Source organism: Alphaproteobacteria bacterium, from assembly GCA_041396705.1.
In the GTDB taxonomy this organism is placed as follows: Bacteria; Pseudomonadota; Alphaproteobacteria; order CALKHQ01; family CALKHQ01; genus CALKHQ01.
In genome coordinates, this window is sequence record JAWKYB010000004.1 from 240,463 (window position 1) to 258,187 (window position 17,725).

Here is a 17,725-nt window from a genome sequence, read left to right on the forward strand (position 1 = left end):
TTGAGATGATTGGTGGGCGCAGCAGGACTCGAACCTGCGACCCGCTGATTAAGAGTCAGCTGCTCTACCGACTGAGCTATGCGCCCGAACCGGCGCCGCTTATAGGTGGCGCGGCGCGGGCGTGTCAACGCTGGCGGGGCGGTGCGGCACCGCCGCATCGAAACGTCTGGGCGGGACCGGCCGGGCGGAATTCGCGTCTGCCCCGTTGACAGTCGGGTCAATCCGGCCAAGTGTATTGGCCAACCCCGGCGATACGGCCGGGGACACACAACTGAAAAGCAGACTGGGAGGGTTATGAAGTGAAGACTAAAGCGCTTTGCTGTGCGCTCATGCTGGGCGTGTCTTCCGTGGCTCTGGCGAGCCAGGCTGGCGCGGTCGAGGTCTCCATTGTGTCCGGCGCGGTCGGTAACGACCTGGAGATTCTGCGCAGCCAGCTGGACATTTGGGAGGAGCGGACCGGCAACACGGCGAACATCGTCTCGATGCCGCCGTCGACCACCGACCAGTTCGGCCAGTATCGCCTGTGGCTGGCCGCCGGCAACACCGACATCGACGTCTACCGGGTCGACGTGATCTGGGCGCCGCAGCTGGCCGAGCACTTCCTCGACCTGACCGAGGCCGCCGCCGGCGTGGTCGGCGACCACTTCCCCTCGATCGTCGAATCGCAGACCGTCGACGGCAAGCTGGTGGCGCTGCCGTTCTTCACCGACGCGCCGGCGCTCTATTACCGGACCGACCTGCTGGAGAAGTACGGGCAGGCCGTGCCGACCACCTGGGCGGAGATGACCGCCGCGGCGCAGACCATCATGGATGGCGAGCGCGCCGCCGGGAACGACGGCTTCTACGGCTTCGTGTTCCAGGGCGCGCCCTATGAGGGCCTGACCTGCGACGCGCTGGAGTGGGTGAAGAGCAACGGCGGCGGCCAGATCATCGAGGCCGACGGCGAGATCTCGATCAATAACCCCAACGCCGCCGCGGCGCTGGAGATGGCCAAGGCCTGGGTCGGCACGATCGCGCCGGAAGGCGTGCTGTCGTACAAGGAAGAGGATGCGCGCGGCGTCTGGCAGACCGGCAATGCCGCCTTCATGCGCAACTGGCCCTATGCCTTCTCGCTCGGCAACGGCGACGATTCGGCGGTGAAGGGCCTGTTCGACGTGGCGCCGCTGCCGGTGGGCGAGAGCGGCGACACCTCGGCCGCGACGCTGGGCGGCTGGAACCTCGCGGTGTCGAAATACTCGCAGAACCCGGATGCGGCGATCGACCTCGCCCTGTTCCTGGCCAGTGCCGAAGTGCAGAAGCAGAACGCGCTGCAGGGTTCGCGGCTGCCGACGATCATCTCGCTGTACGACGATCCCGACATCGCCGCGCAGCAGCCGATCATCCCGCGCTGGCGCGACATCTTCCTGGCCGCCGTGCCGCGCCCGTCGGCGCCGGCGAAGACCAGTTACAACGAGGTCAACCAGGAGTTCTGGACCGCGGTGCACGCCACCCTGTCCGGCAACGGCTCGGCCGCCGACAACCTCGCCCAGCTCGAGCGCAACCTGAAGCGGCTGCGCGGCAGCGGCTGGTAAGCCCTGCGCCCGCGGCCCCGCGCCACCCAGCGGCGCGCGGGCCGCGGGCACCCCGACCGACCATCCGACTTCCCTCGTTTCAGCACGATCGGGAACACCGATGGCAGCCCAGGCCTCGCAACTGACCCGCAGCCGCGTCCGCGACGCATGGCTGTACCTGACGCCGATGCTGGTGGTGCTGGCGGCCGTCGCCGGCTACCCGCTGGTGATGACCATCATCTACGGCTTCACCGACGCGCGGCTCTCGAACGCCTTCACCTGGGACTTCGAGTGGGTCGGATTCAACAACTACCTGGAATATTTCGACTACGGCGACGGCACCGGCGACTGGTTCGGCCTGCTGGTCGACCCGACCTGGATCAACGCCGTCTGGAACACCATCAAGTTCACGGTGATCTCGGTCAGCCTGGAGACGATCCTGGGCATGGCCGTGGCGCTGACCCTGCACGCGCATTTCCGCGGCCGCGGCCTGTTGCGCACCGCCATCCTGATCCCGTGGGCAATCCCCACCATCGTCTCGGCCAAGATGTGGGCCTGGATGCTGCACGACCAGTTCGGCATCATCAACGACATCCTGATGGGCCTGGGCGTGATCACCCAGCCGGTGGCGTGGACCGCCTCGCCCGACACCGCGATGGCCGCCGTCATCATCGTCGACGTGTGGAAGACCACGCCGTTCATGGCGCTGCTGATCCTCGCCGGCCTGCAGATGCTGCCCGGCGACATCTACGAGGCGGCCAAGGTCGACGGCGTCCACCCGGTCAGGGTGTTCTTCCGGGTGACGCTGCCGCTGGTCCGGCCGGCGCTGATGGTGGCGATCATCTTCCGCGCGCTCGACTCGCTGCGCATCTTCGACCTGATCTACGTGCTGACGCCGAACAACGGCGAGACGCGCAGCATGTCGGTGTTCGCCCAGGAGAACCTGTTCCAGTTCGACAAGTTCTACTACGGCTCGGCCGCCTCGACCTTCCTGTTCCTCGTGATCGCGATGCTGGTCATCTCGGTCATCAAGTTCGGGAGGATGCGCCTTGGCGACTGAGACCGCACGCATGGACATGCCGCTGGGCACGGCGCCGCTGAACCCGACGCGCTGGCTCATGGCCGCGATCTGGCTGCTGCTGACCGCGGTGGCGGTCTACCTCGCCATCCTGCTGGTGCCCGAGCTATCCGGCCTGCTGGAAAGCACCACGCGTTCGATCGACGCGACCATGCTCGGCCTGCTGATCCGCCTGGTGCTGCTGCCGATCTTCCTGGTGCTGATCGTCGCGCCGGTCGCGATCGCGGGCCTGATGGCCTACATCACGCTGTCGCGCTATGCGCCGGAGGCGTGGTGGCTGACCTTCGTGCTGTTCGTGGCGGCGGCCATCGCGGCGGCCTTCGCCTGGTCGCGCGGGGCGGAGGGCGCCTATCCGCTGATGACCATCGTCTGCGCGATCGGCGCGGTGGTCACCTTCCCGATCGAGCGTCTGCGCAAGAAGCTGGCCTTCTACACGCTGATCGCGGCGGTGATCCTGTTCTCGGTGTTCCCGTTCTACTATGCGATCGTGACCTCGTTCAAAACCGGCACCGCCCTGTTCGAGGTCAACTACCTGCCGGGCGACATCACCTTGAGCAACTACACCGGGGTGTTCGAGACCGGGAATTTCGGCCGCAACATCCTGAATTCGGTGTTCGTGTCGTCGGTGGTGGTGGCGATCTCGCTGTTCCTGGCGGTGACCGCGGCCTATGCGCTGGGCCGCATCCGCTTCCGCGGCCGCAGCACGCTGCTGCTGACCATCCTCAGCGTGTCGATGTTCCCGCAGGTGGCGGTGCTGGCCGGCCTGTTCCAGGTGTTCGGCGGCCTCGGGCTGTCGAACTCGCTGTGGTCGCTGGTGTTCTCCTACATGATCTTCACCCTGCCGTTCACGGTGTGGGTGCTGACCACCTTCATGCGCGACCTGCCGGTCGAGCTGGAGGAGGCGGCGCTGACCGACGGCGCCTCGAGCTGGACGGTGATCTGGCGGGTGTTCCTGCCGCTGATGTGGCCGGCGATGGTGACGACCGGGCTGCTGGCCTTCATCGCCGCGTGGAACGAGTTCCTGTTCGCGCTGACCTTCATCTCCAACGACGAGCAGCGCACGGTGCCGCTGGCTATCGCCTTCCTGTCCGGCGCGTCGGACCAGGAGATCCCGTGGGGGCCGATCATGGCCGCCTCTGTGATCGTCACCGTGCCGCTGATCGTGCTGGTGCTGATCTTCCAGCGCAAGATCGTCTCCGGCCTCACCGCCGGCGCGGTCAAGGGCTAGCCTGAGGCGCAAGAGGGACACGAGCAACATGGCAGACGTACAGCTGCGCGGGGTGGTCAAGCGGTTCGGCAACGCGGTGGTGATCCACGGCGTCGACCTGGACATCAAGGACCGCGAGTTCTGCGTGTTCGTCGGCCCGTCGGGCTGCGGCAAGTCCACCCTGCTGCGCCTGGTCGCCGGCCTGGAGGACATCTCCGACGGCGACATGATGATCGACGGCCAGCGCGTCAACGACCTGCCGCCGGCCAAGCGCGGCATCGCCATGGTGTTCCAGTCCTACGCGCTGTATCCGCACATGACCACGCGCGAGAACATGGAGTTCGGCCTGCAGCTGGCCAAGGAGGACAAGGGCAAGATCCGCCAGCTGGTCGACAAGGCGGCGGCGATCCTGCAGATCGAACCGCTGCTGGACCGCAAGCCGAAGGACATGTCCGGCGGCCAGCGCCAGCGCGTCGCCATCGGCCGCGCCATCGTGCGCAACCCGAAGGTGTTTCTGTTCGACGAGCCGCTGTCCAATCTCGACGCCAAGCTCAGGGTGCAGATGCGGCTCGAACTCGCCAAGCTGCACCGCGACCTCAACGCCACCATGATCTACGTCACCCACGACCAGGTCGAGGCGATGACCATGGCCGACAAGATCGTGGTGCTGCGGTCCGGCTATGTCGAGCAGGTCGGCTCGCCGCTGGAGCTCTATCACCGCCCGCAGAACCTGTTCGTTGCCGGTTTCATCGGCTCGCCGTCGATGAACTTCATCAACAGCTCGATCGTGAAGGTCGAAGGCGACGCCGCGACGGTGGCGATGCTGGGCGGCGCCACCATGCCGATCAAGCTGGCCAAGCCGGCGGCCAAGGGCGACCGGGTGACGCTCGGCGTCCGGCCGGAGCATCTGAGCCTGGTGCCGAACAACGGCGCGGCCATCTCCGGCCGGGTGATCGTCACCGAGCGGCTGGGCGGCACCACCTATCACTACGTCCAGTGCGGGGTGGAGACGCTGATGGTGCTGAGCGACGGCGGCAGCCCGATCCGCGAGGGCGACGACGTCACCGTCTATGTCGACCCGTCGCTGGTCCACATCTTCAACGAGGACGAGCAGGCCATCGGCCTCGGCACCCACTACGACGCCTGAGCCGGGGCCGGGCGGGCTACCGCGGCGCCGGTCGCGTCACCACCGCCACCCGGCGCATGAGCCGGCGTTCGCGGTGCAGCATGTACAGGCCGGAGCCGACCACGATGGCGGCACCGCCGACCATCGGCAGGTCCGGCGCGTCGGCGAAGACGACGAAGCCCAGCAGCATGGCGAAGGGCAGGCCGGTGTAGCGGAACGGCGACACGAAGGCGATGTCGCCCTCGCGCATGGCCATGGTGATGAACTGGTAGTTGACCAGCAGCAGCATCGCCGCGCCCACCAGCCACGCCGCCATGCCGAGGTCCACCGGCTGCCAGCCGCCCAGCGGGACGACCAGCACCGCGCCGGTGACCGCCACCGCCGGCGCGGTCACCGCGGAGATGAACAGCGAAGGCGTGCCGGCCGGGATGCGCCGGGTGGCGAGGTCGCGCAGCGTGCCGAAGCCGACCGAGCCCAGGATCATCAGCGACCAGCCGGAGAAGCCCTCGAAGCCCGGCCGGATGATGATCATCACGCCGGCGAAGCCGACAAGGATCGCGCTCCATCGCCGCCAGCCGACCGGCTCGCCCAGGAACAGCGCGGCGCCCACCGTGACCGCCAGCGGCATCGACTGGTAGATCGCCGAGGCGTCGGCGACCGGCACGTGGGTCAGCGCGATCAGGAAGGTGACCGTGGCGCCGACCTCGCCGATGCTGCGCAGCACGACCATCGGGTGGAAGGCGGCAGCGAGCGGTCGCAGCGCGCCGCGGTGGTGCGCCAGCAGGAAGATCAGCACCGTCGCGGCAATGCCGCGCAGCAGCATGATCTGGCCCATGTTCATGCCGGCCGACAGCGCCTTGACCAGGGTGTCGCTGACCGTCCCGCTGGCCATCGACAGCGTCATGAAGGCGGCACCGCGCAGGTTGGGGGACAATCGCAACTCCGGCAACGCGACGATTCGGGACTGGCCGCCGACTATCCGATGCGGCGGGCGGTTTGCGCCAGCGCGCATGCCCGCCGGGCGGCGTTTTCGCACGCTGCGGATTCGGGCTAGGCTCTGGCGGGATTTCGCTGGCGAGGACCCCATGGCCGCAGACACCGATCCGACCGCGCCGCCGTTCCGCATGCCGACCCGGCCGTCCTGGGGGGCGACGCTCGACGAGGCCCGGCGCGCCATCGACGACGCCTATCGCATGGACGAGGCGCAGGCGGTCGACGGCCTGCTGGCACGGCTGGCGCTGTCCGCCGGCGATCGCGCCGCGATCGCCGACCGGGCACGGCGGCTGGTGGTGGCCGTGCGCGAGGGCCGCGTCACCAGCGGCGGCATCGACGCTTTCCTGCAGGAATACGGCCTCGACACCCGCGAGGGCGTGGTGCTGATGTGCCTGGCCGAGGCGCTGCTGCGCATCCCCGACGCCGGCACGGTCGACGAGCTGATCCGCGACAAGCTGTCCGAGGGCGACTGGGCCGAGCATGTCGGCCACAGCGGGTCGCTGCTGGTCAACGCCTCGTCGTGGGCGCTGATGCTGAGCGGCCGGCTGCTGCGCGACGACGCGCCGGACGCCGGCGAGCTGAACCGCGCCATGCGCCGGCTGCTGCAGCGCAGCGGCGAGCCGGTAATCCGCCAGGCGATGATGCAGGCGATGCGTATCATGGGCCGGCAGTTCGTGCTGGCCGAGAGCATCGGCGCGGCGCTGAAGGAATCGCGCGAGGCGGAGAAGGCCGGCTATCGCTATTCCTATGACATGCTGGGCGAGGCGGCGCTGACCGCGGCCGACGCGCAGCGCTACTTCGACGCCTATGCCAACGCCATCGAACAGGTCGGCCGGCATGGGGCGGGCAGGGGGCCGGTTGCCGGGCCCGGCGTGTCGATCAAGCTGTCGGCCCTGCACCCCCGCTACGAGGTGGCGCAGGCCGGGCGGGTGACGGCCGAACTGCTGCCGCGCATCGTCGCGCTGTGCGAGCTGGCGAAGCGGCACGACATCGGTATCTGCATCGACGCCGAGGAGGCCGACCGGCTCGATCTCTCGCTCGACCTGATCGCCGCCACCGCGAAGGAACCGGCGCTCGCCGGCTGGGAGGGGCTCGGGCTGGCGGTGCAGGCCTACCAGAAGCGGGCGATCCACCTGGTCGACTGGCTGGCCGGGCTGGCCGCCGGCGCCGGCCGCCGGCTGATGGTGCGGCTGGTCAAGGGTGCCTACTGGGACAGCGAGATCAAATGGGCGCAGGTCGACGGCATGGCCGGCTACCCGGTTTTCACCCGCAAGCGGACCACCGACGTGTCCTGGCTGGCCTGTGCCCAGGCGCTGCTGGCCGACGCACGGGCCTTCTATCCCCAGTTCGCGACCCACAACGCCCACTCCCTGGCCGCCGCGCTGATCATGGCGAAGGCGACCGGGCGCAGCGACTTCGAGTTCCAACGTCTGCACGGCATGGGCCGGCCGCTGTACCAGGCGGTGGTGGAGAAGGCGCAGCCCGACGCCCGGGTCGCCTGCCGCATCTACGCGCCGGTCGGCGGCCATCGCGACCTGCTCGCCTACCTGGTCCGCCGGCTGCTGGAGAACGGGGCCAACACCTCGTTCGTCAACCGGCTGGCCGACGACGAGCTGCCGGTCGACGAGGTGATCGCCGACCCGGTTGCGCGCCTGCTGGCCACCGAGCCGGTGGCGAACCCGGCGATCGTGCCGCCATCGGCACTCTACGGCGATGCCCGGCGCAATTCGCGGGGCGAGGACCTGTCGGACCGGTCGCGGCTGGCGGCACTGGCAAGCGCGATGCAGGCGGCGTCCGGCCCGGTCGCTGCGGCGGCGCTGGTCGGCGGCGCAGCGGTCGCGGGCCCGCCGGGACCGGTCGCCAATCCGGCGCGGCGCGGCGAGACGGTCGGCACGGTGGTGGAGGCCGACCGCGAGGATGTCGGCCGCGCGATCGCCGCGGCCCGCACCGCCCAGCCGGCCTGGGACGCACAGCCCGTCGACGCCCGTGCCCGCTGCCTGGAGCGCGCCGCCGATCTCTATGCCCAGCACCGCGCCGCGCTGATGGCGCTGTGCGTGCGCGAGGCCGGCAAGACGCTAGACGATGCCGTCGCCGAGGTGCGCGAGGCCGAGGACTTCCTGCGCTACTATGCCGCCGAGGCACGGCGCCTGTTCGGCTCGCCGACGGAGCTGGCCGGCCCGACCGGCGAGCGCAACAGCCTGGCGCTGCGCGGCCGCGGTGTGTTCGCCTGCATCAGCCCGTGGAACTTCCCGCTCGCCATCTTCACCGGCCAGGTCGCGGCCGGGCTCGCCGCCGGCAACGCGGTGCTGGCCAAGCCGGCCGAGCAGACGCCGCTGATCGCCTGGCACGCCGTGCAGCTGCTGCACCAGGCCGGCGTGCCCGTCGACGTGCTTCAGTTCCTGCCCGGCCGCGGCGAGACCGTGGGCGCGGCGTTGACCGCGCATGCCGGCATCGACGGCGTCGCCTTCACCGGCTCGGTCGAGACCGCCCGGCTGATCAACCGCGCGCTGGCCGGCCGCGAAGCGCCGATCGCGCCGCTGATCGCGGAGACCGGCGGGCTGAACTGCATGATCGTCGATTCGACCGCGCTGCCGGAGCAGGCGATCGGCGACGTGGTCGTCTCCGCCTTTCGCAGCGCCGGCCAGCGCTGTTCGGCGCTGCGCGCGCTGTTCGTGCAGAACGAGATTGCCGACCGCCTGCTTGCCATGCTGGCCGGCGCGATGGCCGAACTCAGGGTCGGCGATCCCGCCGACCTCGCCACCGACGTCGGCCCGGTGATCGATGCCGACGCTCACGCCACGCTGACCGCCCATGCGGCGCGGATGGACCGCGAGGCGAAGCGCATCCACATGTGCGGCGAGCCGGGCGGCGACGGCTGGTTCTTCGGACCGCGCGCCTACGAGGTCGACGGGCTGGCCCGGATCGGCGGCGAGGTGTTCGGCCCGATCCTGCACGTGATCCGCTTCGATGCGCGCCGGCTCGACGCGGTGGTCGAGGAGATCGCGGCCACAGGCTATGGCCTGACATTCGGCCTGCACAGCCGGATCGACGACCGGGCGGAGGCGATGGCGGCGCGGCTGCCGGTCGGCAATCTCTACGTCAACCGATCGATGATCGGCGCGGTGGTCGGCGTGCAGCCGTTCGGCGGCGAGGGGCTGAGCGGCACCGGACCGAAGGCCGGCGGCCCGCACTATCTGCCGCGCTTCGCGGTGGAGCGCGCGGTCAGCATCAACACCACCGCGGCGGGCGGCAACGCCAGCCTGCTGGCATTGGGCAGCGGCTAGCGGGCGAAGCGCCGCGCCAGCGCCACGCTGACGCTGACCCCGGCGGCCACCGCCAGCGCCGGCCAGCCGACCGCCTCGCCGAGCACCAGCGCGGCAACCGCCATGCCGAAGAACGGCTGCAGCAGCTGGATCTGCGAGATCGCGGCGATGCCGCCGAGGGCAAGCCCGCGGTACCAGAAGATGAAGCCGATGAACATGCTGAACAGGGCGACATAGCCGAGGCCGAGCCAGGCCGGGGTGGCGACGTCCGCCAGGTTGTCCGGCCACAGGATCGCCAGCAGCGGCAGCACCAGCGGCAGCGACAGCAGCAGCGCCCAGGCGATGACGGCAAGCCCGCCGAGCCGGCGCGACAGCACCGCACCCTCGGCATAGCCCAGCCCGCAGACCAGCACGGCGGCCAGCAGCATCAGGTCGGCCGTGGACAGGCCGGGTTCGGCGCCGCTGAACAGGGCATAGCCGACCACAAGCGCGCTGCCGGCGAGCGAGAACGCCCAGAAGGCGCCGCGCGGGCGCTCGCCGCCGCGCAGCACGCCGAACAGCGCCGTCGCCAGCGGCAGCAGCCCGATGAAGACGGTGCCGTGCACCGCCGTGACCTGCTGCAGGGCGAGCGCGGTCAGCAACGGAAAGCCGGCGACCACGCCAAGCGCGACCACCGCCAGGCGGAGGATGTCGCCGGGGGCGAGTCGATGCCGGTCGGTGGCGAGCAGCCACAGGCCGCCGCACAGGGCGGCGAGTGCGGCACGGGCGACCGTGAGGAAAACCGGGTCGAAGCCGGTGACCGCGATGCGGGTCGCCGGCAGCGAACCGCTGAAGATCAGCATGCCGATGGCGCCGTTGACCAGCCCGATGTGCCGCGCGTTCACGGCCGCTCCCGCTTGCATTGACAGGGGCGCACCCTGGCCGGGAAGATGCGCCGATGCCAGATACGGTCCGGTACGGTTCGGTCAAACCGTACTGCTCGTTGAAAGGTACGGCGCCCATGCTGCAGCCCCAGTCGCGCGCCTTCACGCGCACCGAACAGGTGATGCAGGCGCTGCGTGCGCGGATCGCGGCGCAACGGCTGACGCCCGGCGCCCGGCTGCCGTCGATCCGCCGCATGGCGGAGCAGATGGGCGTGTCGAAGTCGACGGTGGTCGAGGCCTATGAGCGCCTGGTCGGCGAAGGGGCGGTGGCCGCACGGCCCGGGTCCGGCTTCTACGTGAACGGTGGCGCCGAGCCGCAGGCGGACTCCGCCGCCGCGGTGCGCGACCGCGCCGTCGACACCTACTGGATGATGCACCAGTCGCTGGCCGTGCGGCCGGACCTGCTGCAGCCCGGTTGCGGCTGGCTGCCGGACGACTGGCTGCCGGCGCCGGCTCTGCGCCGCCACCTGCGCGCGCTGGCGCGCGACGACGCAACCGACCTCGTCCGCTACGGCCCGCCGGCCGGGTTCCTGGCGCTGCGGCGCACCCTGGCGCGCCGGCTCGCCGCAAGCGGCATCGACGCCGGGCCCGACGATATCCTGCTGACGGACTCGACGATGTCCGCGATCGACCTGGCCTGCCGGCTGCTGCTGCGACCCGGCGACACGGTGATGATCGACGACCCCTGCTTCTACAACTTCCGCTCGGTGCTGGCGGTGCACGGCGCGCAGGTGGCGACCGTGCCCTATACCGCGGCGGGCCCGGACCTGGCCGCCTGCGAAGCCGTGGCGGCCGCCGCGGCGCCCCGGCTCGATATCACCAATGCCGGCCTGCACAACCCGACCGGCGCCTGCCTGGCGCCGTCGACCGCCCACCGCCTGCTGAAGCTGGCCGACCGCTTCGACTTCACCATCGTCGAAGACGACATCTTCGCCGACTTCCTGCCCGCGGCCCAACCGGGCCTGGCCGCACTCGACGGGCTGGAGCGCGTGATCCACGTCGGCGGCTTTTCGAAGACGTTGTCGGCAGCGACCCGCTGCGGCTTTCTCGCCGCCCGGCCGGACCGCATCGCGGCGCTGACCGACCTGAAGCTCGCCACCAGCATGGGCAACAACGACCTGGCCGCCCGCTTGGTCCATGCGTTGCTGGTCGACGGCAGCTACCGCCGCCATGTCGACGCCATCCGCGCGCGGCTGGCGGCGTCGCGCGGCCGGGTACTGGCGCGGCTGCGGGCGCTCGGTCTGCAACCGTGGCTGGAACCGGAGGCCGGACTGTTCCTCTGGCTATCCCTGCCGGACGGGCTGGACGCCGAGGCCGTCGCCCGCAGGGCGCTGGCGCAAGGGGTGGTGCTGGCACCGGGCAGCGTATTCAGCCACGGCGGCGGCGCGGCCGGTTTCCTGCGCTTCAACGTCGGCCAGTGCGGCGATCCGCGCGTGTTCGACGTACTGGCCGCGGCGATGGCGGGTTAGCCGGCCGGCCGCACCCTGACGAGCGCGAACTGCTCCAGCGGGGTCTGGTCCTTGAACGAGGTCAGGCTGCCGATGCCGCCATCGCCGATCTCCACCCGCAGGAAGGTGATCGGCGCGGCGCTGCCCTCGATGGCGGTGACCGGCGCGTCGAAGCCCCACTCGGTGCGCGAAGGGGCGATGGTGAGCGTGATGACGGATTCGCCGGCAATGACGGTGGCGGTGCCGGCATCGAACGCGATGCGGCGCTGCTGCTCCAGTTCGGCCGTCGGCAAGGATCCGTTTGCCGCCGTTACCCGAGCCGCCAGCGGGTCGTCGGGCCGGTCGAGCAGCAGCCAGGTTCCGTCCAGCGATTGCGCCGCGGCCGGCAGCGCGACGACGGTGAAGGCGCAGGCGAGGGCGAAGCGTCGGATCATCGTGGCTCCCGGGCAGGCGACGCCGCAGCATGCGGGGCTGCCGCGCCGAAGGCAAGGCCGGGGTCAGATCGACAGCAGCGACGGCAGGTCGGCAAGCACGAGCAGGACCAGGAAGCCCCAGATCGACAGGCCCAGCGAAGTCAACAGGATCGAACGGCCAAGCATGGCGGCATCTCCCAAGGACGCGATGTCCGTGGGTCGTCGCGACCGCATGCGCGGTTCAATCGAAGGGCGCGCCGGCTGTGCGCGCCGACACAGCTCACGCCGCGGCGAGCCTGCGTTCCGCCAGCCGGTCAGCGGCCGCGACCGTCGCCAGCCCGTCGGCCTTGGCCTCGGCGAAGATCTCCAGCAGCGTGTCGTGGATGCGGGCGACGTCGGCGAAGGCCGCCTCGCGGTCGTAGGCGCGGCCGGTATGCCATGGCTCGTGGGCGATGTTGATGATGCCGCCGGCGTTGATGACATAGTCCGGCGCATAGAGAATGCCCTGGGCGGCAAGCGCCGCGCCGTGGCGCGGACGGGCCAGCTGGTTGTTGGCCGAACCGGCCAGCACCCGCGCCCGCATCTGCGGGATGGTGCGGTCGTTGGCGACCGCGCCCAGCGCGCAGGGGGCGTAGACGTCGACATCGGCGGCGTGGATCGCTTCCGGCGCCGCGATCTCGGCCCGGAACACGTCGGCGGCTCGTTCCACCGCCGACGGGCTGAGGTCGGCGACGACCAGCTTTGCGCCGTCGCCCGCCAGCCGCTCGCAGACCGCATGTCCGACATGGCCCAGCCCCTGCACCGCGACCCGGATGCCGTCCAGCGAGTTGCGGCCCAGCCGGAAAGACACCGCTGCCTTGATGCCGAGATAGACGCCATATGCGGTAGCCGGCGACGGGTCGCCGCCCTGGCCGGGCAGGCCGGCGACATGGCGGGTTGCGCGTGCCATCGCAACGACGTCGCCGGTGCCGATGCCGACGTCCTCCGCCACGATGTAGGCGCCGCCGAGCCGGTCGACGGCACGGCCCATCGCCTCCATCAGCGCCTCGGACTTGTCGTGGTGCGGATCGCCGATGATCACCGACTTGCCGCCGCCGAAGCGCAGGCCGGCCAGCGCCGCCTTGTAGGTCATGCCGCGCGACAGCCGCAGCGCGTCGGTCAGCGCGGCATCCTCGTCGGCATAGCGCCACATCCGGCAGCCGCCGAGCGCGGGGCCGAGGCGGCTGTCGTGAACCGCGACGATCGCGCGCAGGCCGGTGGCATCGTCGTGGCAGTGCACGACGGTTTCGTGCCTGTCGAATTCGGGGTGTTGGAAGACCGCCATGGTGCCGATCCTTCGCGATGCGCAGCCGCTTCGATCGGTCGGATATGGCGGCGGCGCGGGCTCCAGGGAAGGACCGGAATCGTTGCCGACAATGTTTAACGAATACTGATCGAAAGCCCGCGGCCGCGCGCAAAAATCTGTCGAATTCCATGGTGTGCCGCATCGATCATTGCGGCGCTGCAGGCGGGCCCGAATCCGGTGTACGGCCCAGGCGCGATCGGCTAAGTCTTTGCGCCCATGGACGCGGCCGCTTGCCTGCCGCCGCCGTTCCCAGAACAAGTGGAGGAGGGCGATCGCATGCCGGCGCGCGATATCATCATCGACTGCGATCCGGGCCAGGACGATGCCGTGGCGCTGCTGCTCGCGCTGGCCAACCCCGACAAGCTCAATGTGCTGGGCGTGACGACGGTGGCCGGCAATGTGCCGATCACGTTGACCTATCCCAATGCGCGCAAGGTGGTGGAGTTGAGCGGCCGCACGGACGTGCCGGTGTTCCGCGGCTGCCCGCGCCCGCTGGTCGCCCACCTGATCACCGCTGAGGAGGTGCATGGCGAGACCGGCCTGGACGGCACCGACTTGCCCGACCCGACCCTGCCGGAGCAGCACCGCCACGCGGTCGACTTCATCGTCGAGACCCTGCATGCCGCCGAATACGACAGTGTCACGCTGGTGCCGGTCGGGCCGATGACCAACCTGGCCGCGGCATTCGCCAAGGCGCCGGAGATCCTGCCCAAGGTGCGCGAGATCGTGATCATGGGCGGCGCCTACTGGGAAGGCGGCAACACCACGCCGGTCGCCGAGTTCAACGTCATGGTCGACCCGGAGGCGGCGAAGTCGGTGTTCGGCTGCGGCCGCCCGCTGACCGTGCTCAGCCTCGACGTCACCCACAAGGCGCTGTCGACCCGGGTCCGCCGCGACGCGATCGGCGCCATCGGCACCGAAAGCGCACGCCAGGTCCACAACATGCTGGGCTTCTACAACCGCTTCGACGAGCGCAAATACGGCTCCGACGGCGGCCCTGTGCACGACGCCAACACCATCGCCTATCTGCTGAAGCCCGAGCTTTACGAGGGCAAGCACGTGCACGTGGACGTCGAGACCGGCGGCGCGCTGTGCCGCGGCATGACCGTGGTCGACTGGTGGGGCGTCACCGGCAAGTCAGCCAACGCCAACTGGCTGCACAAGGTGGACGACGACGGCTTTTTCGCGCTGATCAACGAAGCGCTGGCCCGGCTGCCGTAGCCGGCGGCGCTCCGGCTCAACCGAGCCGGTCGCCGATGAACCCGCCGGATTGCAACGCCCACATCCGGGCGTAGATTCCGCCCGCGGCGAGCAGGTCGGCGTGCGAGCCCTCGGCCACGATGCGTCCGCGGTCCATCACCACGATGCGATCCATCCGGGCGATAGTCGACAGGCGGTGGGCGATGGCGATCACCGTCTTGCCCTCCATCACCCGGTGCAGCGTCGCCTGGATCGCCGCCTCGGCCTCGGAATCCAGTGCCGAGGTCGCCTCGTCGAGGATCAGGATCGGCGCATCCCTCAGGATGACGCGCGCGAGCGCGATGCGTTGGCGCTGCCCGCCGCTGAGCTTTACGCCACGCTCGCCGACATGGGCGTCATAGCCGGTGCGGCCGTCCTGATCGCGCAGACCCAGGATGAAATCGTGCGCCTCAGCCTTGCGGGTTGCCGCCTCGACGGCGACCCGGTCGAGGTCGGCGCGCCCGAAGGTCAGGTTGTCGCGGACCGAACGGTGCAGCAGGGCGGCGTCCTGCGGCACCATGCCGATCTGCCGGCGCAGGCTGTCCTCGCTCACGGTTGCGATGTCCTGCCCGTCGATGGCGATGCGTCCGCCCTCCGGCGCGAAGAAGCGCAGGATCAGGTTGACCAGCGTCGATTTGCCGGCGCCGGACCGCCCGACGATGCCGACCTTCTCGCCGGCCGCGATGCGAAGCGTGACCCGGTCGAGGCCGCCGTCGCCCTTGCCGTAGTGGTGGCTGACCGCGTCGATGTCGACCGCGCCGCCGGTGACGACCAGTGTACCGGCGTCGGGCGCGTCCGCGCTCGCCAGCGGGGCCGCGACCGTCTGCAGGCACGCGCGCAGGCTGCCGACATGGCCGAACATGCCCGATGTGGCGTCGAGCAGCCATTCCGCCATGGCGGAAATGCGGAAGCTGAGTGCCACGGCGACGGCGATCAGCCCGAGCGGCGCCGCGCCGGCCTGCCACAGCACGACCGAGTAGCCGACCAGCGCCGCGATCAGCAGGCTGCCGAGCGCGACCATGCCGGCGTTGATCGTGACCTCGACCCCCTGCAGCCGCACTAAGGCGTCGCGGGTCGCCGCGAAATGACGCTGGCCTTCGCGCGCCTGCGTGTCGGGGTCGGCAAACAGCTTCAGCGTGGCGATGTTCGCATAGCTGTCGACCAGCAGCCCGGACAGGCCGGACAGCGCGCCCTGGAAGCGCTGCGCGTTGCGCTGGAAGCGCGGCACCGCGTGGGCCATCAGCGCCGCATAGGCGACGGCCCACAGCAGCAGCGGCAGCACGAGGCGCAGGTCGATCGCGGCCATCAGCCAGAGCGAGCCGGCGATGTAGACCAGCACATAGGACAGCGTGTGCAGCACCTGATACGCCGCGCCGGCGGCGGCGACGCCCACGTCGCGCACGCGGTCGGCGATGCGGCCGCTGAGGTCGTCCTGGAACCAGCCGACCGACTGGCGCAGCACATGGCGGTGGGCCCGCCAGCGCACCAGCGTCACCGCATTCGGCCGGAAGGCGATGTCGTCCAGCCCCTCGCGCAGGAACGCAACCGCCGGTCGCACCAACAGAACCAGGGCTGCGACGCCAAGCAGCTCGGCGCCGTGTTCGGCCCACAGGGACGACGGCGCGGTCGCGGCCAGCGTGTCGACCAGCCGGCCGGCATAGCCGATCAACCACACCTCCAGCGTGGCGCCGATCGCGGCGAGCAGCAGGCTTGCCGCCATCACGCCGCGAAACGGGCGCAGGTGCGCGGCCAGGAACCGCCACGCGCCCGTCGGCGGCGCAGCATTAGCGGAACAGGGCTTGAATGGGTCGACGCGCGTCGCCAGGAAGCGGAACATGCAGGGTCTCCGGTGGGCCGGATAGCGGTCATCCGATGGAAAATGCCGGGCGAATGGCCCGGCGGGGGGCTGCGCAGCTCAGCTGCGCGGGGCGTTGCCTCTTGCTTCCATCGGACGAGCCTCCTGCATGCGTCGTCGCGATGCCTGATAAAGGGTCGGTGCGACGGGGTCAACCGCCTGAAGCGCGCGGGAAGCTGTCGGCAATCGCACTGCGACTGTGGCAATGTCCACAGCGGCTTCGCAGCCGGCGCGACGAAGCTGGCGCCGTTCCTGCCCGGGTCCCGATCTCCCCACGCGCAATAGAGGCTAGGCGATGATCGCACGCGCCCTCGGCTTTCTCCTGATCGTCAAGGCGCTCAGCCCGTTCCTGTGGCTGCTGGCGGGCTATCTCGTCGCGATGCAGATCGCCGACCGGTTCGGCACGGTCACCGGCGCCTATTCCGCCGACGTCACGATCCAGGTTGAAGCGTTCGACACGTTGGCGCGGCGCGTGACCGAACAGGTCGAAGCAATCGCACCGACCGTCGAGCAACAGGTGGAGATCGCGCTCGCCGAATGGCAGCAGCTGCAGGCCTGGGTTGCCTACACGACCGCCCAACTCAAGGCACTGCCGGAGATCGATCTCAGCAACATCGTCCCCGACCTGACCTTTCCGAGCATTCGGCTGATCCCGATCAATATCGATTGGGACATCCCCAACGTGCCGATCATTGCCGACGTGGCGCGCGGCATTCAATCGGCGGTGCAGGGGCTGGCAAACACGGTGAACCTCGCCTTCAGTACGCTGGCCACCCAGATTGCCAACGGCTTTTCGACGGCGATCGCGCCCCTGAAACAGCAGCTGGTCGCCAACGTGATGGCCCAGCTGCAGCCCTATCTGGACGCCTATGCCAATGCCAGGTTCACGATGAATCTGGCGCGCGCTTTCTACGACGGCGTGTGGACCAAACTGGATGCGGTGAAAGCGCAGTTGGATGGCGCCTCGCAAGCCTGGCAGCAGATCGCCGATGATTTCGGCGACCAGCTGTCCGTCTCGATCGGCACCGCGGCGACGGTGCCGCAGGACCTGGACAGCGCGCTCGGCGATTCCGCCGTGCTGCTGGCGTTGTTCGGCATCGTCACGCTTGGGCTGTTCCTGCTGTTCTACTGGGCGCGGATGATGACCGACCTGCTGCGCGGCTGGCAGCTGATGCTGGGACGCTACGACAGCTGGAAAGCGCAGAACGCCGAGCCCAAGGAGCCGCTGACCGACCGCTGGCTGGCCCGGCTGGAGGCGCGCAAGGCGTCGCCGGCCGCATGATCG

The 17,725-nt window shown here is 70.0% G+C and carries 13 protein-coding genes and 1 tRNA gene; 8 read left to right on the forward strand and 6 right to left on the reverse strand.

Translation table 11 applies throughout. The annotated features are described in order from the left end of the window. Positions 1-10: 10 nt before the first annotated feature. A tRNA-Lys gene (locus tag R3F55_07225) sits at positions 11-86 on the reverse strand. A 243-nt stretch (positions 87-329) separates the two neighbouring features. Between R3F55_07225 and R3F55_07230 the strand changes: the two genes are divergently transcribed. The 4 genes from R3F55_07230 (at position 330) to ugpC (ending at position 4,982) form a co-directional block, all read left to right on the forward strand. After that, positions 330-1,571, forward strand: coding sequence for an ABC transporter substrate-binding protein (locus tag R3F55_07230; protein ID MEZ5667211.1), 1,242 nt, complete (start codon positions 330-332; stop codon positions 1,569-1,571). 100 nt (positions 1,572-1,671) lie between these two features. Continuing rightward, entirely contained in the window at positions 1,672-2,610 is a 939-nt protein-coding gene (locus R3F55_07235; GenBank protein ID MEZ5667212.1) for a sugar ABC transporter permease, read from the forward strand. Positions 2,611-3,028: 418 nt separating this feature from the next. Continuing rightward, the gene (locus R3F55_07240; GenBank protein MEZ5667213.1) at positions 3,029-3,856 is read left to right on the forward strand and encodes a carbohydrate ABC transporter permease; all 828 of its coding nucleotides are present in this window, start codon (positions 3,029-3,031) and stop codon (positions 3,854-3,856) included. 28 nt (positions 3,857-3,884) lie between these two features. Further along, a complete protein-coding gene (gene ugpC, locus R3F55_07245) occupies positions 3,885-4,982 on the forward strand; it encodes a sn-glycerol-3-phosphate ABC transporter ATP-binding protein UgpC (GenBank protein MEZ5667214.1) in 1,098 nt (365 codons plus the stop codon). Positions 4,983-4,998: 16 nt separating this feature from the next. On the opposite strand, the gene R3F55_07250 is transcribed toward ugpC, so the two are convergent. Beyond that, entirely contained in the window at positions 4,999-5,895 is an 897-nt protein-coding gene (locus R3F55_07250) for a DMT family transporter (GenBank protein ID MEZ5667215.1), read from the reverse strand. Positions 5,896-6,046: 151 nt separating this feature from the next. On the opposite strand from R3F55_07250, the gene putA reads away from it, so the two are divergent. Next, positions 6,047-9,238 carry a bifunctional proline dehydrogenase/L-glutamate gamma-semialdehyde dehydrogenase PutA gene (gene putA / locus R3F55_07255; protein ID MEZ5667216.1) on the forward strand — a complete coding sequence of 1,064 codons (3,192 nt, stop codon included), beginning with the start codon at positions 6,047-6,049 and terminating at the stop codon, positions 9,236-9,238. On the opposite strand, the gene R3F55_07260 is transcribed toward putA, so the two are convergent. After that, positions 9,235-10,101, reverse strand: coding sequence for a DMT family transporter (locus tag R3F55_07260; GenBank protein ID MEZ5667217.1), 867 nt, complete (start codon positions 10,099-10,101; stop codon positions 9,235-9,237). The genes putA and R3F55_07260 overlap by 4 nt on opposite strands. 116 nt (positions 10,102-10,217) lie before the next feature. On the opposite strand from R3F55_07260, the gene R3F55_07265 reads away from it, so the two are divergent. Continuing rightward, positions 10,218-11,609 carry a PLP-dependent aminotransferase family protein gene (locus tag R3F55_07265; GenBank protein ID MEZ5667218.1) on the forward strand — a complete coding sequence of 464 codons (1,392 nt, stop codon included), beginning with the start codon at positions 10,218-10,220 and terminating at the stop codon, positions 11,607-11,609. Here the strand turns inward: R3F55_07265 and R3F55_07270 are convergent. Together R3F55_07270 and R3F55_07275 are read right to left on the reverse strand one after the other, a co-directional pair. Further along, positions 11,606-12,022 carry a hypothetical protein gene (locus tag R3F55_07270; protein MEZ5667219.1) on the reverse strand — a complete coding sequence of 139 codons (417 nt, stop codon included), beginning with the start codon at positions 12,020-12,022 and terminating at the stop codon, positions 11,606-11,608. The two genes, R3F55_07265 and R3F55_07270, sit on opposite strands and share 4 nt — an antisense overlap. A gap of 259 nt (positions 12,023-12,281) precedes the next feature. Continuing rightward, entirely contained in the window at positions 12,282-13,325 is a 1,044-nt protein-coding gene (locus tag R3F55_07275) for a Glu/Leu/Phe/Val dehydrogenase dimerization domain-containing protein (GenBank protein MEZ5667220.1), read from the reverse strand. A gap of 297 nt (positions 13,326-13,622) precedes the next feature. Between R3F55_07275 and R3F55_07280 the strand changes: the two genes are divergently transcribed. After that, entirely contained in the window at positions 13,623-14,567 is a 945-nt protein-coding gene (locus tag R3F55_07280) for a nucleoside hydrolase (GenBank protein MEZ5667221.1), read from the forward strand. Positions 14,568-14,583: 16 nt separating this feature from the next. On the opposite strand, the gene R3F55_07285 is transcribed toward R3F55_07280, so the two are convergent. After that, complete coding sequence (locus R3F55_07285) at positions 14,584-16,422, reverse strand: ABC transporter ATP-binding protein (protein ID MEZ5667222.1); 1,839 nt, start codon at positions 16,420-16,422, stop codon at positions 14,584-14,586. 397 nt (positions 16,423-16,819) lie between these two features. Between R3F55_07285 and R3F55_07290 the strand changes: the two genes are divergently transcribed. Further along, entirely contained in the window at positions 16,820-17,722 is a 903-nt protein-coding gene (locus tag R3F55_07290) for a hypothetical protein (GenBank protein MEZ5667223.1), read from the forward strand. Positions 17,723-17,725 lie beyond the last annotated feature (3 nt).

Coding starts and splice junctions, on each gene's coding strand:
- R3F55_07230 (MEZ5667211.1), top strand. CDS start 330: ATGCTGGGCGTGTCTTCCGTGGCTCTGGCGAGCCAGGCTGGCGCGGTC.
- R3F55_07235 (MEZ5667212.1), top strand. CDS start 1,672: ATGGCAGCCCAGGCCTCGCAACTGACCCGCAGCCGCGTCCGCGACGCA.
- ugpC (MEZ5667214.1), top strand. CDS start 3,885: ATGGCAGACGTACAGCTGCGCGGGGTGGTCAAGCGGTTCGGCAACGCG.
- putA (MEZ5667216.1), top strand. CDS start 6,047: ATGGCCGCAGACACCGATCCGACCGCGCCGCCGTTCCGCATGCCGACC.
- R3F55_07265 (MEZ5667218.1), top strand. CDS start 10,218: ATGCTGCAGCCCCAGTCGCGCGCCTTCACGCGCACCGAACAGGTGATG.
- R3F55_07270 (MEZ5667219.1), bottom strand. CDS start 12,022: ATGATCCGACGCTTCGCCCTCGCCTGCGCCTTCACCGTCGTCGCGCTG.
- R3F55_07275 (MEZ5667220.1), bottom strand. CDS start 13,325: ATGGCGGTCTTCCAACACCCCGAATTCGACAGGCACGAAACCGTCGTG.
- R3F55_07280 (MEZ5667221.1), top strand. CDS start 13,623: ATGCCGGCGCGCGATATCATCATCGACTGCGATCCGGGCCAGGACGAT.
- R3F55_07285 (MEZ5667222.1), bottom strand. CDS start 16,422: ATGTTCCGCTTCCTGGCGACGCGCGTCGACCCATTCAAGCCCTGTTCC.
- R3F55_07290 (MEZ5667223.1), top strand. CDS start 16,820: ATGCAGATCGCCGACCGGTTCGGCACGGTCACCGGCGCCTATTCCGCC.